Source organism: Thalassolituus sp. UBA2009 (genome assembly GCF_002335285.1).
Lineage (GTDB): Bacteria > Pseudomonadota > Gammaproteobacteria > Pseudomonadales > Oceanobacteraceae > Venatoribacter > Venatoribacter alkanivorans.
On the sequence record NZ_DDCJ01000067.1, the window covers coordinates 20039 to 33931 of the forward strand.

Annotated in this window: 13 protein-coding genes and 1 tRNA gene; 3 read left to right on the plus strand and 11 right to left on the minus strand. The window is 52.2% G+C overall.

What is annotated here, in order from left to right; all coding sequences use genetic code 11:
- Nucleotides 1-6: 6 nt before the first annotated feature.
- The 10 genes from infB to rlmE form a co-directional block, all read right to left on the minus strand.
- Nucleotides 7-2529 carry a translation initiation factor IF-2 gene (gene infB / locus B3P58_RS07880; RefSeq protein WP_286716835.1) on the minus strand — a complete coding sequence of 841 codons (2523 nt, stop codon included), beginning with the start codon at nucleotides 2527-2529 and terminating at the stop codon, nucleotides 7-9.
- A gap of 25 nt (nucleotides 2530-2554) precedes the next feature.
- Complete coding sequence (gene nusA / locus B3P58_RS07885) at nucleotides 2555-4051, minus strand: transcription termination factor NusA (protein WP_145466101.1); 1497 nt, start codon at nucleotides 4049-4051, stop codon at nucleotides 2555-2557.
- A gap of 22 nt (nucleotides 4052-4073) precedes the next feature.
- Nucleotides 4074-4532 (minus strand): ribosome maturation factor RimP, encoded by a 459-nt coding sequence (rimP, locus tag B3P58_RS07890; protein ID WP_145466102.1) that lies wholly within the window; start codon nucleotides 4530-4532, stop codon nucleotides 4074-4076.
- Between the two features lie 256 nt (nucleotides 4533-4788).
- Nucleotides 4789-4874, minus strand: a tRNA-Leu gene (locus B3P58_RS07895).
- Between the two features lie 17 nt (nucleotides 4875-4891).
- Nucleotides 4892-5284, minus strand: coding sequence for a preprotein translocase subunit SecG (secG, locus tag B3P58_RS07900; protein WP_371736700.1), 393 nt, complete (start codon nucleotides 5282-5284; stop codon nucleotides 4892-4894).
- 5 nt (nucleotides 5285-5289) lie between these two features.
- Complete coding sequence (gene tpiA / locus B3P58_RS07905) at nucleotides 5290-6030, minus strand: triose-phosphate isomerase (protein ID WP_286716838.1); 741 nt, start codon at nucleotides 6028-6030, stop codon at nucleotides 5290-5292.
- 90 nt (nucleotides 6031-6120) lie between these two features.
- A complete protein-coding gene (glmM, locus tag B3P58_RS07910; protein ID WP_286716840.1) occupies nucleotides 6121-7455 on the minus strand; it encodes a phosphoglucosamine mutase in 1335 nt (444 codons plus the stop codon).
- Entirely contained in the window at nucleotides 7448-8290 is an 843-nt protein-coding gene (gene folP / locus B3P58_RS07915) for a dihydropteroate synthase (protein WP_286716842.1), read from the minus strand. Before folP ends, glmM begins: the two co-directional genes overlap by 8 nt.
- 86 nt (nucleotides 8291-8376) lie before the next feature.
- Nucleotides 8377-10299 carry an ATP-dependent zinc metalloprotease FtsH gene (gene ftsH / locus B3P58_RS07920; RefSeq protein ID WP_286716947.1) on the minus strand — a complete coding sequence of 641 codons (1923 nt, stop codon included), beginning with the start codon at nucleotides 10297-10299 and terminating at the stop codon, nucleotides 8377-8379.
- Nucleotides 10300-10381: 82 nt separating this feature from the next.
- The gene (gene rlmE / locus B3P58_RS07925; protein ID WP_145466112.1) at nucleotides 10382-11002 is read right to left on the minus strand and encodes a 23S rRNA (uridine(2552)-2'-O)-methyltransferase RlmE; all 621 of its coding nucleotides are present in this window, start codon (nucleotides 11000-11002) and stop codon (nucleotides 10382-10384) included.
- 137 nt (nucleotides 11003-11139) lie between these two features.
- Here rlmE and B3P58_RS07930 point away from each other — a divergent pair, with 137 nt between their 5' ends.
- Nucleotides 11140-11442: a YhbY family RNA-binding protein gene (locus B3P58_RS07930; protein ID WP_145466115.1), complete on the plus strand. Its 303-nt coding sequence runs from the start codon at nucleotides 11140-11142 to the stop codon at nucleotides 11440-11442.
- A gap of 8 nt (nucleotides 11443-11450) precedes the next feature.
- On the opposite strand, the gene B3P58_RS07935 is transcribed toward B3P58_RS07930, so the two are convergent.
- Complete coding sequence (locus B3P58_RS07935; protein WP_286716845.1) at nucleotides 11451-11834, minus strand: hypothetical protein; 384 nt, start codon at nucleotides 11832-11834, stop codon at nucleotides 11451-11453.
- A 162-nt stretch (nucleotides 11835-11996) separates the two neighbouring features.
- Here B3P58_RS07935 and B3P58_RS07940 point away from each other — a divergent pair, with 162 nt between their 5' ends.
- Entirely contained in the window at nucleotides 11997-13115 is a 1119-nt protein-coding gene (locus B3P58_RS07940; RefSeq protein ID WP_286716847.1) for a beta-ketoacyl-ACP synthase III, read from the plus strand.
- Between the two features lie 155 nt (nucleotides 13116-13270).
- Nucleotides 13271-13786 (plus strand): 3-hydroxyacyl-[acyl-carrier-protein] dehydratase FabA, encoded by a 516-nt coding sequence (fabA, locus tag B3P58_RS07945; protein ID WP_145466121.1) that lies wholly within the window; start codon nucleotides 13271-13273, stop codon nucleotides 13784-13786.
- Nucleotides 13787-13893: the final 107 nt, after the last annotated feature.

Below are 13893 nucleotides of genomic sequence, written 5' to 3' on the forward strand. Positions count from 1 at the left end.
TGCAGATCAGAGTGTACGGGCAATTTCACGTACATCGAACACTTCGATCTGGTCGCCCGGACGGACGTCCTGATAGTTCTTCACACCGATACCACATTCCATACCCTGACGTACTTCGGCAACGTCATCTTTGAAGCGGCGCAGGGATTCCAGCTCGCCTTCATAGACCACAACGTTGTCGCGCAGTACGCGAATCTTCTTGTGACGGTAGACAACACCATCAATCACCATACAGCCGGCAATCTGGCCGAATTTCGGTGAGTTGAAGACATCACGGACTTCAGCAATACCGGTGATTTCTTCACGCAGTTCCGGCGCCAGCAGACCAGCCATGGCCTGTTTAACGTCGTCCAGCAGATCGTAAATCACGCTGTAGTAGCGCATATCCACGCCGTTATTCTCGACCACTTTCTTCGCTGCGTTATCCGCACGAACGTTGAAGCCGAACATAACCGCACCGGAGGCAACCGCCAGGGTCGCGTCAGTTTCGGTGATACCACCAACACCGGAAGATACGACGTTTACGCGTACTTCGTCGGTCGCCAGTTTCTGCAGGGAGGCCACAATGGCTTCCAGCGAACCACGCACGTCGGTTTTAACAACCACGTTGAGGTTAGCAACCTGACCTTCACCCATACCGCTGAACAGAGCATCCAGTTTGGCTGCCTGCTGACGCTGCTGTACCAGTTCTTTCATTTTGTTTTCACGGAATTCAGCCACTTCACGGGCTTTCTTCTCGCTTTCAACAACCATGAAGTTGTCACCGGCTTCCGGTGTACCGTTCAGGCCGAGAATCTCAACCGGAATGGACGGACCAGCATCGTTCACCTGCTGACCATTTTCATCCAGCAGTGCACGGGCGCGACCGTAACAGGTACCCGCCAGAACGATGTCGCCTTTTTTCAGCGTGCCGTTCTGTACCAGCAGGGTTGCAACCGGACCACGTCCTTTATCCAGACGGGACTCAACCACAACGCCCTGACCAGGACCGGTGAAGTGCGCTTTAAGCTCCAGAATTTCAGCCTGCAGCAGAACCGCTTCAAGCAGATCATCAATACCCTGACCGGTGTGCGCAGATACCGGGATAAACGGAACGGTACCGCCCCAGTCTTCCGGCAGTACGTCACGGGCGGACAGTTCGCTCTTCACACGCTCAGGGTCGGCGGCTTCTTTATCCATTTTGTTGATGGCAACCACGATCGGCACATCAGCGGCTTTCGCGTGCTGGATGGCTTCTTCGGTTTGCGGCATCACACCATCATCCGCAGCCACCACCAGGATGACAACGTCGGTAGATTGAGCACCACGGGCACGCATCGAAGTAAACGCGGCGTGTCCCGGAGTATCCAGGAAGGACACCATGCCGTGATCGGTTTCTACGTGGTAAGCACCGATGTGCTGAGTGATACCACCGGCCTCACCGGATACCACGCGGGTACGACGGATATAGTCGAGCAGCGAGGTTTTACCATGGTCAACGTGACCCATTACGGTAACCACCGGTGCACGTGGCTGTTCATCGCCTTCGTAAGAAACGGATTCGGTAACGGCCACTTCCAGCGCGTTATCGGCAATCAGCTTGGTCACTTTGTGACCCATTTCTTCAACCACCAGGGTGGCTGTGTCCTGATCCAGAATCTGGTTAATGGTCGCCATAACGCCCATTTTCATCAGGGTCTTGATCACTTCACCGGCTTTAACCGCCATTTTCGATGCCAGATCGGCAACGGTAATGGCTTCCGGCAGTTCAACTTCGTGAACAACAGGCGCGGTAGGACGGGTAAACGCGTGCTCATTGGCAGACTGCTGACGGCCACGGCCACCTTTCATCTTGCCCTTGCCGCCACGACGTGAACGGTTGCGGTCGTCTTCACCACCATCGGTGAAGCGGCTGTTTTCACGCAGATCAACACGTTTTTTGTCGACGGTTTTATTCGACTTTTTACGGTTTTCTTCCTGACGAGCCTGAGCAGCTTCAGCTTCAGCACGCTTCTGTGCTGCGTCTTCTTCGACGGTAGCAGGCTTGGCCTTAGCGGCAGGCTTGGCATTAGCGGCTGGCTTTTCAGCAACAGCAGCGTCTGCGGCCGGCGCTTCTGCTGCGGCAGGGGCCTCAGCAACAACGGCTGCCGGAGCTTCTTCTGCAACCGGAGCGGCAGGAGCTTCTGCAGCAACCGGAGCGGCGGCTTCAACACGTGCAGCTTCTTCTTTCGCTTTTTCAGCTTCCAGATCCAGCTCTTCGCGTTTTACATACGTGCGTTTTTTACGAACTTCAATGGCGACGGCTTTCTTGCCACCCTGACCCGTTTTCAGGGTCGTGGTGACTTTACGCTTCAGCGTAATTTTGTTCGGCGTTGCCGCTGCTTCACCATGGCTTTTCTTCAGAAAAAGCAGCAAAGACTGTTTCTGATCATCAGAAACAGACTGACTGGCTGCGGTTTGTGGCAACCCCGCTTCTTTCATTTGGGACAATAAGCGCTCAACGCTTGTCCCTACCACGTCGGCGAGTTCTTTAACTGTTACATCTGCCATACGTTTCTCCTATGCCGAGCAGTGGTTAGTCGTTGCCCTCAAACCAGGGCTTGCGTGCGGTCATAATCAATTCCGCCGCTTTTTCTTCAGTCATCTGTTCAATGTCCAACAGGTCATCGATGGATTGCTCGGCCAGATCTTCCATCGTACAAATGCCTTTACTTGCCAGAACCAGTGCCAGGTGTTTCTCCATTCCTTCCATGTTCAGCAGATCGTCCGCCGGCTGGGAATTTTCCAGTTTTTCTTCGGAAGCAATGGCCTGAGTCAGCAGTACGTCTTTAGCGCGGTTGCGCAGTTCGGTAACCACTTCTTCATCCAGACCGTCGATGCTCAGCATCTCTTCCATTGGCACGTAAGCCACTTCTTCCAGCGTGGTGAAACCTTCTTCAACCAGCAGGGTGGCGAAGTCTTCGTCCAGATCGAGGGATTTCATAAATCCTTCGATAAAGCCGGAGGCTTCTTCATTCTGTTTCTCGGATGCTTCTTCTTCGGTCATCACGTTGATTTCCCAGCCGGTAAGCTCGGAAGCCAGACGTACGTTCTGACCGCCACGACCAATGGCCTGGGCCAGATTGTCGGAGGCAACAGCAACATCCATAGTGTTGGTTTCTTCATCCATAATGATCGACGCAACATCAGCCGGAGCCATGGCGTTAATCACCAGCTGTGCCGGATTGTCATCCCACAGCACGATGTCGATACGCTCGTTTCCACCCAGTTCGTTGGTCACTGCCTGAACACGCGCACCGCGCATACCCACACAAGCACCAACCGGGTCGATACGTTTGTCGTTGGTTTTTACCGCAATTTTTGCACGGGAACCCGGATCACGGGCCGCACCTTTAATTTCGATAACTTCTTCGGCAATTTCCGGTACTTCAATGCGGAACAGTTCGATCAGCATTTCCGGAATGGTGCGGCTCAGCATCAGCTGCGGACCACGGTTTTCCGGACGTACGGCATGCAGGATGGCACGCACACGATCACCCATACGCATAATTTCGCGACCAATCAGCTGATCTTTCGGCAGCAGACCTTCAGCGTTATTACCCAGATCGACGATAACGTTATCGCGTGTCACTTTTTTAACAGTACCGTTAATCAGCTCACCAACGCGGTGCTGGTACTGATCAACAATCTGCGCACGTTCTGCTTCGCGGACTTTCTGTACGATAATCTGCTTCGCAGCCTGAGCGGCGATACGGCCGAAGTCAGGATTGTCGATTTCGATTTCGTAAGTGTCGCCAGGTTGCAGATTGGTATCGATTTCGTGGGCTTCCTGCAGGGTCAGCTCATCGCCCAGCCCCGGAACCACATCATTGCTGACCACCAACCAACTGCGGAAGGTTTGGTAATCACCGGTTTTACGGTCAATATCCACACGGATAGTGGCTTCTTCATCTTCGTAGCGCTTCTTGGCGGCCGCTGCCAGGGCTGACTCAATTGCTTCAAAAATAATTTCTTTTGAAACGCCCTTTTCGTTGGATACCGCTTCCGCGACCAGGAGAATTTCTTTGCTCATCTTCTAGCCTCGCTCTGCAACCTTAGTCCTTGAATTGTGGAACAACATTGGCTTTATCAATCAGTTCAATCGGCAGTAAATATTCGTGATCGTCAACGACGAGTACGACATCTTGCTGCTCGACACCAATTAACTGGCCTTTGTATTTTCGGCGCCCTTCAAAGGGCATACGCAGACGCACATCAATAATGTGGCCGGCATATTGTTGGAATTGTTCGAGTGTGAATAGCGGACGATCCATCCCCGGGGACGAAACTTCCAGCGTGTAATCCTGCGCGATCGGATCTTCTACATCGAGTACGGCGCCCAGCTGTCGGCTGACTTCCGCACAATGGTCGACAAGAATGCCATCGGCATGGTCGATGAAAACACGCAACAGGGAATGACGTCCCTGGGAAATAAACTCCAGCCCCCAATAGGTAAACCCCATGGATTCCACTACCGGTGCCAACAGCTCTGCTAATTGCGTATCTTTTGCCAAAAACTACCCCCACCACAAACAAAAACTGGGCAACGTTGTGCCCAGTCCGCTACTGCTTTATGCAGACCGGAATCCACGTTTACCGCAGATTCCTGTGAGACTCACACATGGCATTGCCGGCGTGAATCGCTTCTGAAAAGCAACTACTAAAAAGCCCCTGACTCGAGGGGCTTTTTAGTAGTGCTCTCTAAAAGCACGCGCATTATAGGCGCTTTAAACAGAAAAAGCGAACCATGTTCGCTTTCCCGGAATAAATTGGTGCGGATGGCGAGACTCGAACTCGCACGAGCTAGGCTCACCACCCCCTCAAGATGGCGTGTCTACCAATTCCACCACATCCGCACTAAAACTGATTTACCTTAATTGCCAGTGGTTTCCACGGCAGGTTCATCAGAGGTTGATGCATCCAGTTCAGGAGCATCAGAGGAAGGCGCGTATTCTTCCACAAGTGGGGTATCTTTCTCAAGCTTTTCAATCACTTCCTGACTAGGAATTCCTAAATCAGTGAAACCTTCAGCTTTTTGCTTGGCATAAATACCCAGACCAAGACTGGTTACGAAGAATAATGTCGCCAGAATTGCGGTGGTACGACTGAGGAAGTTACCTGAGCCACTGCTGCCAAAGACAGTCTGGGAAGCACCGCTACCGAATGATGCGCCGGCGTCGGCACCTTTACCCTGCTGCAACATCACAAAACCAATGATGCCAAGAGCCAGCACGATATGAACGATCAGAATAATGGATTCCATAATTTACCTTATGCCCGACAAATACCCAGAAATTCAGTGGCGTCGAGCGATGCACCGCCGACCAGACCACCATCAATATCAGGCTGCGAAAAAAGCTCCGCAGCATTAGCAGCTTTTACGCTGCCGCCATACAAAATTCGTGTCGCCTGTGCGACGTCCGCACCCAGCACCTGCAGCTGCGAACGGATAAACGCATGAATCGCCTGCGCCTGTTCCGGCGTAGCGGTTTCACCCGTACCGATGGCCCACACCGGCTCATAGGCAAGAATGATATGTTGCCACTGAGCAGTATTCAGTTGCTCCAGTAACAGCTTCAGCTGCTGAGCTACCACAGCCTCGGCCTGACCCGCCTGACGCTCAGCCAGCGTTTCACCGACACAGACAACCGCCGTCATGCTGTTGTCCAGCAGCTGCCGGGTTTTGGCCAGCACGGTGTCGTCAGTCTCACCATATAAAGTGCGGCGCTCTGAGTGACCGACCAGCGCCATGGCGCAGCCTACATCGGCCAGCATCGGCGCGGAAACTTCGCCGGTAAAAGCACCGGACTCTTCAGCTGCACAGTTCTGCGCACCCAAAGCGATGTCACTGCCTGACAACAGTTCGCCAGCCTGTGTCAGATAAGGAAACGGCGGAAATACCGCAACATCACACTGGTCAATCTGAGCGGCGCGGAGTTCCGACAACAGACTCTGGGTCATCGCCACAGAGGCATTCATCTTCCAGTTTCCGGCAACCAACAAACGACGCATGACGTCTCCCTAAATTCAAAGAGCGCAGATACTATCTAAGAAGCCCCGGCGAGACAAGCAACAGCACGCCCGCCGGGCAATTCAGCAGACTTATGCCAGGGCCTGTTCAACCACTGCAGCCAACTCTTCAGCCAGTGTCTGTACCAGTACCGCGTCTTCGCCTTCGACCATTACCCGAACCACCGGCTCAGTGCCCGACGGACGCAGCAGGACACGACCGCGACTGGCGAGCTTTTCTTCGGTAGCAGCAATAGCCTGAATAATTTCCGGCAGACTCATCACATCAGCCTGACGGCTGCGTTGCACATTAATCATTACCTGCGGCATTTTACTCATGCGTTTCTGCCATTCATGCAGAGAGGTGCCACTGTCTTTCAGTGCCTGCAGCACCTGCAATGCGGCAACAATACCGTCACCGGTCGTGTTGGCATCCAGACACAACAGATGGCCGGATGATTCTCCACCGAAGCGCCAGCCGTTTTCGTTCAGCATCTGCATCACATAACGGTCACCGACTTTGGCACGCAGAAAATCGACACCCAGATCTTTCAGCCCGAGCTCCAGCCCCAGGTTGCTCATCAGCGTACCGACCACTCCACCATTCAGACGGCCCTGATTTTTGGCGTGGGTCGCGATAATAAACAGCAGCTGATCACCATCAACCAGTTCACCACGGTGATCTACCATCATCACCCGGTCACCATCACCATCAAAGGCAATACCAAGATCCGCCTGCTCCTGCAGCACCCGCGCCTGCAGTGCTTCAGGCTCAGTAGAACCAACGCCTTCGTTGATATTCAGACCATCCGGTTTGGCGCCAATAGTAACAACTGTCGCACCAAGCTCAGCAAACACCGCCGGCGCAATCTGATAGGTAGCACCATGAGCACAATCAAGTACGATTTTCAGACCACGCAGATTCAGTGAGCTGACCGTGCCTTTGCAGAATTCAATATAACGGCCGGCGGCATCATTAATACGCACCGCTTTACCCAGCTGAGCAGATTCAACACAGCTCATGGGTTTATCCAGCCAGGATTCAATTGCCAGCTCGGTTTCATCCGGCAGTTTTTCGCCATTGCCGGAAAAGAATTTAATGCCGTTATCGTAATACGGATTATGCGAGGCGCTGATAACAATCCCCGCCTGAGCGCGGAATGTCCGGGTCAGATAAGCAATACCCGGCGTAGGGATAGGCCCCAGCAGACCAATATCAACACCCGCCGAAGACAAACCGGCCTCCAGTGCGGACTCAAACATATAGCCTGAAATACGGGTGTCTTTACCAATTAAAATACGGCTTTTCCCCTGCTGAGCAAAAACCTTCCCGGCCGCCCAGCCTAATTTCATAACAAACTCCGGGGTAATAGGGTATGCACCCACCCGACCACGGACACCATCGGTGCCGAAATATTTTCTAGACATGCCCTTCCCTCTGTGTGGCAATCACTACACGCAATGCTTCTGTTGTTTGTTTTACGTCGTGTACGCGGAGTATTTTCGCACCTTTTAAAGCACAGATCACGGCACCGCTCACGCTTCCTGCAATCCGTTCGTCCGCAACCGAATTTCCCGTTGCTTCACCAATCATACGTTTACGCGACAACCCGGTCAGCAGAGGCAGTCCCAGTTCATGCAAACGCTCCAGCCGGTTCAATAGCCGGAAGTTATGCTCAAAGGTTTTGCCAAAACCAAAGCCCGGGTCCAGCAACAGCCTCTCCCGGCCAATGCCTGCAGCCTCACAAGCCGCAATACGCTGAGCCAGATACTCAACCACTGCATCCTCAATCGGACGATCATAATGCGGGGCTGCCTGCATCACCTGTGGCTCACCATTCATATGCATCAGACATACAGGCAAACCAGAAGCCGCTGCAGCCGCCAACGCTCCAGGCCTTGTCAGTGCACGCACATCATTAATCAGATGAGCACCTGCCTGAGCGCTTGCGCGAATAACTTCCGCGTTGCTGGTATCAACGGAAACCGCCACATCCAGACGCTGCACGATGGCTTCAATCACCGGAACGACCCGCTCAAGCTCTTCAGCTTCGCTTACCGGTGCAGCACCCGGACGGGTCGACTCACCACCGACATCAACCAAGGCTGCACCGTCACTCAGCATCTGTTCTGCATGACGTAATGCATTATCCAGCACAGTAAAACGGCCGCCGTCAGAGAACGAGTCAGGAGTAACATTAAGAATCCCCATCACCCGGGGAACAGAAAGATCAAGCTGGCGATTACCGCAAACAAATTTCACGCAGAGATCCTGTAGACAAATGAAAATACGAACAGAAACAAAAAGGCGGCTTGCGCCGCCTTTTTGTTATGCATAAGCCAAGCGAATCAGTTGCGCTCGCCGGCCGGATCGCCCACCGCATCATCATCGGCATCGCGGGCCATATCGCGGCTTTCTTCTGCCGGTGCCGCAGGACCAGAGCCATTATCCCCCCAGGACTTTGGCGGACGTGGCTTTTTACCAGCCATAATATCGTCGATCTGATCCGCATCAATAGTTTCATATTCCATCAGCGCGTCTTTCATCAGTTCGAGTTTATCGCGGTTTTCTTCCAGAATTTTCGCCGCACGCTGATAGCAGCTATCCAGCAAGCCCTTTACCTCGGCATCAATAACACGTGCAGTGTCATCCGACAGATGCGACATCTGACTGCCACCGGAAGAACCCAGATAACCATTCTGCTCCTCTTCGGTATATAACTGCGCGCCCAGTTTTTCCGATAAGCCCCACTTGGTGACATAGTTGCGGGCATATTTGGTCGCACGCTCAATATCGTTGGAAGCACCGGTTGTCACACCGTCTTTACCCAGCGTCATTTCTTCAGCGATACGACCACCATAGAGCGAGCAGATATTGCTTTCGATGCCGCGCTTACTGATGGAATGACGATCTTCTTCCGGCAGGAACATGGTGACACCCAAAGCACGGCCACGGGGAATGATCGATACCTTGTAAACCGGATCATGTTCCGGCACCAAGCGGCCGACGATAGCATGACCCGCTTCGTGATAAGCCGTGTTGGTCTTTTCTTTTTCAGACATCACCATGGTCTTACGTTCGGCACCCATCAGGATCTTATCCTTGGCTTTCTCGAACTCTTCCATAGTGACCAGATTACGGTTTGAACGGGCCGCAAAGAGTGCTGCTTCGTTTACCAGATTGGCCAGATCAGCACCAGAAAATCCCGGTGTGCCACGGGCAATAATGGAGGCATTCACATCATCTGCTACCGGAACCTTGCGCATATGCACATTCAGGATCTGCTCACGACCACGGATATCCGGCAGGCCAACAACAACCTGGCGGTCAAAACGACCAGGACGCAGTAACGCCGGGTCCAGTACATCCGGACGGTTGGTTGCAGCAATAACAATGATGCCATCGTTAACTTCAAAGCCGTCCATCTCAACCAGCAACTGGTTCAGGGTCTGTTCGCGCTCATCATTACCACCGCCGATACCCACACCACGGGAACGGCCAACCGCGTCAATTTCGTCAATGAAGATGATACAAGGCGCTTGTTTCTTCGCCTGATCAAACATATCGCGCACACGGGATGCGCCAACACCGACGAACATCTCAACGAAGTCGGAACCGGAAATGGAGAAGAAAGGCACACGCGCTTCACCGGCAATAGCTTTTGCCAGCAGGGTTTTACCGGTACCCGGCTGACCAACCATCAGTACGCCACGTGGAATTTTACCGCCCAGACGCTGGTATTTGCCCGGGTCACGTAAGAACTCAACCAGTTCTTTTACATCTTCTTTAGCTTCATCACAGCCGGCGACGTCTTCAAACGTGGTTTTGATCTGATCTTCGCTGAGCAACTTGGCTTTGCTTTTACCAAAAGCCATCGGGCCGCCTTTACCGCCGCCACCGCCCTGCATCTGACGCATAAACAGCATAAACACGGCGATGATGATCAGAATCGGCAATGACGCCAGCAACAACTGCGTGAAGAAACCCTGTTTCTCTGGTTTTTCACCCAACACCTGAACGTGGTTATTCAGCAGGGTATCCATCAGCTTGTCATCATAGACAGGCAGAATGGTTTCAAAAGCTTCGCCACCGCTGTTAACACCGGAAATGGTCTGACCAGAGATGGTAACTTTTTCCACCTGCCCGCTTTCCACGGCAGTAATGAACTCAGAGTAGGAATACTCCTTACCCCGGCCCACACTCTGGAAATTGTTGAACACCATCATCAGAACGGCTGCAATCACCGCCCATAATATGAAATTCTTCGCCATACCCGGCACCACCTCATTGGCTGCGGAGTCGGGCCACATCCCGACTTCCCTTCTTTTAACTGTCTAGCTTAGCAAGCAATGGCTAAGCGCGGAAACCTTTCCCAACGACGTAAACCTCACGTGAGCGCGGACGCGACGCCTTGGGCTTACGAATCAAAACTTTTGTAAAGGATTGTCTTACATCCTTTACGTACTCATCAAAACCATCACCCTGGAACACTTTGGCGACAAACTGACCGTTAGGGCGTAACACCTGTCGCGCCATATCCAGCGCCAGCTCTACCAAATACATGGAACCGGGCTGATCAATGGAGGCTACTCCACTCATATTGGGGGCCATATCGGAGATTACAAGGTCCACAGGGCGGCCATCGACAATTGCCATCAATTCGTTAAAAACGGCCTCTTCAGTGAAGTCACCCTGAATAAACTCGACGTCAGCAATCGGATCCATAGGCAGAATATCGGAGGCAATAACAACGCCTTTGCCATTCAGTTTGCGCCCAACTACCTGTGACCAGCCACCCGGGGCCGACCCCAGGTCAATAATGGTCATACCGGGCTTTATGAGCTGGTCTTTTTCATCAAGTTCAATCAGCTTGTAACTGGCACGCGTGCGGTAGCCATCCTGTTGTGCTTTCTGCACATAAATGTCATCAACATGCTCTTTCAGCCAATCGGCACTGGTTTTTGAACGCGCCATGCAGGTACTTGCTCCAAGGTCAGGTATACTAGGGTCTGTTTAACTCGTGGAAACAAGCCCAAGGGTCTACGCCGTATAAAACGGTAAGTTTACCACCGAACCACTTTACTACCGAACTACAGAGCTTCCGAACCTATATGGCATTATCAAACGAACAGAAAAAGGCCTATCGTGCCATCGGCCACACACTGAATCCGATTGTCACCGTTGCCGCCAATGGCCTGACCGAAGGCGTTATTGACGAGCTGAACCGCGCCCTGAACGATCACGAACTGATCAAAATCAAAGTGTCGGTCGGTGACCGCGATGTAAAAAAAGAAGTTCTGGCCGAAATTCTGCGCATCACCGGTGCAGAAATGCCGCAACAGATAGGTAACACCGCGTTGTTACTGCGTCGCAACCCCAAAGCGAATCCAAAGCTGTCCAACCTGAAGCGCTGATCGTTTTATCATTCCGCCGGCGTAACATCCCGGCGGATAACCGTTAGCGGCGCAATCAGCAGCCAGACCAATCCTAAAAGTGATATGGCATGTACCAGTATCATTTGCAGCTTCCACCATGGCATGAATGCGAAATACACCAGTGACAGAAACGTCATAATCAATACCAGCTGCACAGGTAACTGACGCCAGCTGAGAGCACGAAACAATAACCCCAACAACAGAATAAGCCCTCCGCTGACCGCACCAAGCCCTACCATTACATGCATGACATCCATACCGTGCTGCGGAAAAAAGCCGCGGTGTTCCAGCAATGGCCTGACCACATACGCACAAGCCCATAACCCACCCAACCAGAACGTGCGGAATAAAATCAGATAATGCCGGACCATGTTAATGACTCCGTCCGGATACTCCGGATAAGTGCAGAGGAAAGATAAATCCGTGGCCTGACTGCCCATATCAGACCTGTGTTAACAAGCTTACACCAAAGGGGAGTTGGAAGACCGGACCGTTCCGGTGATAATAGCGAAAAAAGTAAGGTTTCAATGCTCATGTCCGATATCGTAATTTCCGGCTCCGGCCTGTTCATCCCGCCTTTTACCATCACCAACGATGAACTGGTAGAAGCCTACAATGCCTACGCAAACCGCTTTAACGAAGAGCACGCGGACGCCATTGCCAGCGGCGAAACTGAAGCACTGCCACTGTCCAGCAGCGAATTTATTGAGAAGGCTTCCGGTATCAAAGCACGCTACGCCATGTACAAAGATGGCATCGTCAACCCGGACATCATGCACCCTGTATTTCCGATGACACAGGAAGGCGCCACCCCGGAAATGGTTACCATGGGTGTTGCTGCTGCACGCGAAGCCATGGAACAGGCCGGTAAAACCGCTGATGACATTGATATGATCATTGTATCCAGCACCTTCCGCCAGCGTGACTACCCGGGTATGTCGGTTGAAATTCAACGCGAACTGGGAATTAAAGGTTTTGCTTATGACATGGGCATTGCCTGCTCATCCGCAACCTTCGGTCTGATCAATGCTTACACCGCATTAAAAGCCGGCACCGCCAAATGTGTGTTATTTGTAAATCCGGAATTCACCACCCCGGGACTGGATTTCAAAGATCGCGACAGCCATTTTATTTTTGGTGACGTTGCTACCGCAGCGATTCTGGAGCCTGCCGAGACGGCAACGTCAGAACATACTTTCCGCATTCTGAGCACCAAACAATTTACCCAATACTCGGATAATATCCGTTGCGATGCCTCTTACGCCGATTATTGCTTTGAAAACGTACCGGCCAACCGCTACGCCTTCAAACAACAGGGCCGCAAAGTATTCAAAGAACTGCTGCCTCTGGTCACTAATTTTATTGAAAATCTGCTGACCGAAAACCAACTGGAAGCTTCTTCACTGAAACGTATGTGGCTGCATCAGGCAAACGTTAATATGAACCTGTTTGCCGTTAAAAAACTCCTCGGCCGCCTGCCTGAAGGTAATGAAGCACCAGTGGTACTGGACGAATTTGCCAACACAGCGTCATCCGGCTCAGTGATTGCTTTCCACCGCTATAAAGATGATTTCAAGGCTGGCGATAAAGGCCTGATCTGTTCTTTTGGCGCCGGTTATTCCATCGGCAGTCTGCTGGTCGAAAAACTCTGATCAGAAACCAGTTTCCCGGCGCAACCTGCGCCGGAAATACTACCCATTAATTCCTTTTATTCAAAAAACCTTCATTGGCTATCATGCTGTAAATATGTCAGTGTACCGGCATACTTATAATGACCCTAAAGACCAAGACCAGAAGAGGAAACTGCATGACTCACCCAAACTCCTTTAACCGTGAACAACTGCTGGCCTGCGGCCACGGTGAACTGTTTGGTGAAGGCAATGCACGGCTGCCACTGCCTAACATGCTGATGATGGATCGCATCGCGCACATCAGCAGCGAAGGTGGTGCTTACGGTAAAGGCGAAATTATTGCCGAACTGGATATTGATCCATCGCTGTGGTTTTTTGACTGCCACTTTGAAACTGACCCGGTAATGCCTGGCTGTCTGGGCCTGGATGCCATGTGGCAGCTGGTTGGTTTCTTCCTTGGCTGGCGCGGTAACCCTGGCCGTGGCCGTGCACTGGGCTGTGGCGAAGTGAAATTCCGTGGCCAGGTATTACCAACCGCGAAAAAAGTGACTTACCGTATCGACATCAAGCGCGTGATGGAACAGAAACTGGTGATGGGTATTGCCGACGCATCCATGGAAGTTGATGGCCGTGAGATTTACACCGCCAAAGATCTGCGTGTAGGGCTTTTCACCTCCACCGAAAATTTCTGATTTTCTTCTCCCGTTCAAATAATTAGTGATCAGACTCTGTCATTGTTGACAGAGTCTGATCCTGAACATATTCCCCCGTTCTCTCTGCATCGATTTCCGTTAAACTG

Excerpts from the sequence above, each read along its gene's own strand:
- infB (WP_286716835.1), bottom strand. The coding sequence starts at position 2,529 with ATGGCAGATGTAACAGTTAAAGAACTCGCCGACGTGGTAGGGACAAGC.
- nusA (WP_145466101.1), bottom strand. The coding sequence starts at position 4,051 with ATGAGCAAAGAAATTCTCCTGGTCGCGGAAGCGGTATCCAACGAAAAG.
- tpiA (WP_286716838.1), bottom strand. The coding sequence starts at position 6,030 with ATGCGTCGTTTGTTGGTTGCCGGAAACTGGAAGATGAATGCCTCTGTG.
- glmM (WP_286716840.1), bottom strand. The coding sequence starts at position 7,455 with ATGTCTAGAAAATATTTCGGCACCGATGGTGTCCGTGGTCGGGTGGGT.
- ftsH (WP_286716947.1), bottom strand. The coding sequence starts at position 10,299 with ATGGCGAAGAATTTCATATTATGGGCGGTGATTGCAGCCGTTCTGATG.
- rlmE (WP_145466112.1), bottom strand. The coding sequence starts at position 11,002 with ATGGCGCGTTCAAAAACCAGTGCCGATTGGCTGAAAGAGCATGTTGAT.
- B3P58_RS07930 (WP_145466115.1), top strand. The coding sequence starts at position 11,140 with ATGGCATTATCAAACGAACAGAAAAAGGCCTATCGTGCCATCGGCCAC.
- B3P58_RS07935 (WP_286716845.1), bottom strand. The coding sequence starts at position 11,834 with ATGGTCCGGCATTATCTGATTTTATTCCGCACGTTCTGGTTGGGTGGG.
- B3P58_RS07940 (WP_286716847.1), top strand. The coding sequence starts at position 11,997 with ATGTCCGATATCGTAATTTCCGGCTCCGGCCTGTTCATCCCGCCTTTT.
- fabA (WP_145466121.1), top strand. The coding sequence starts at position 13,271 with ATGACTCACCCAAACTCCTTTAACCGTGAACAACTGCTGGCCTGCGGC.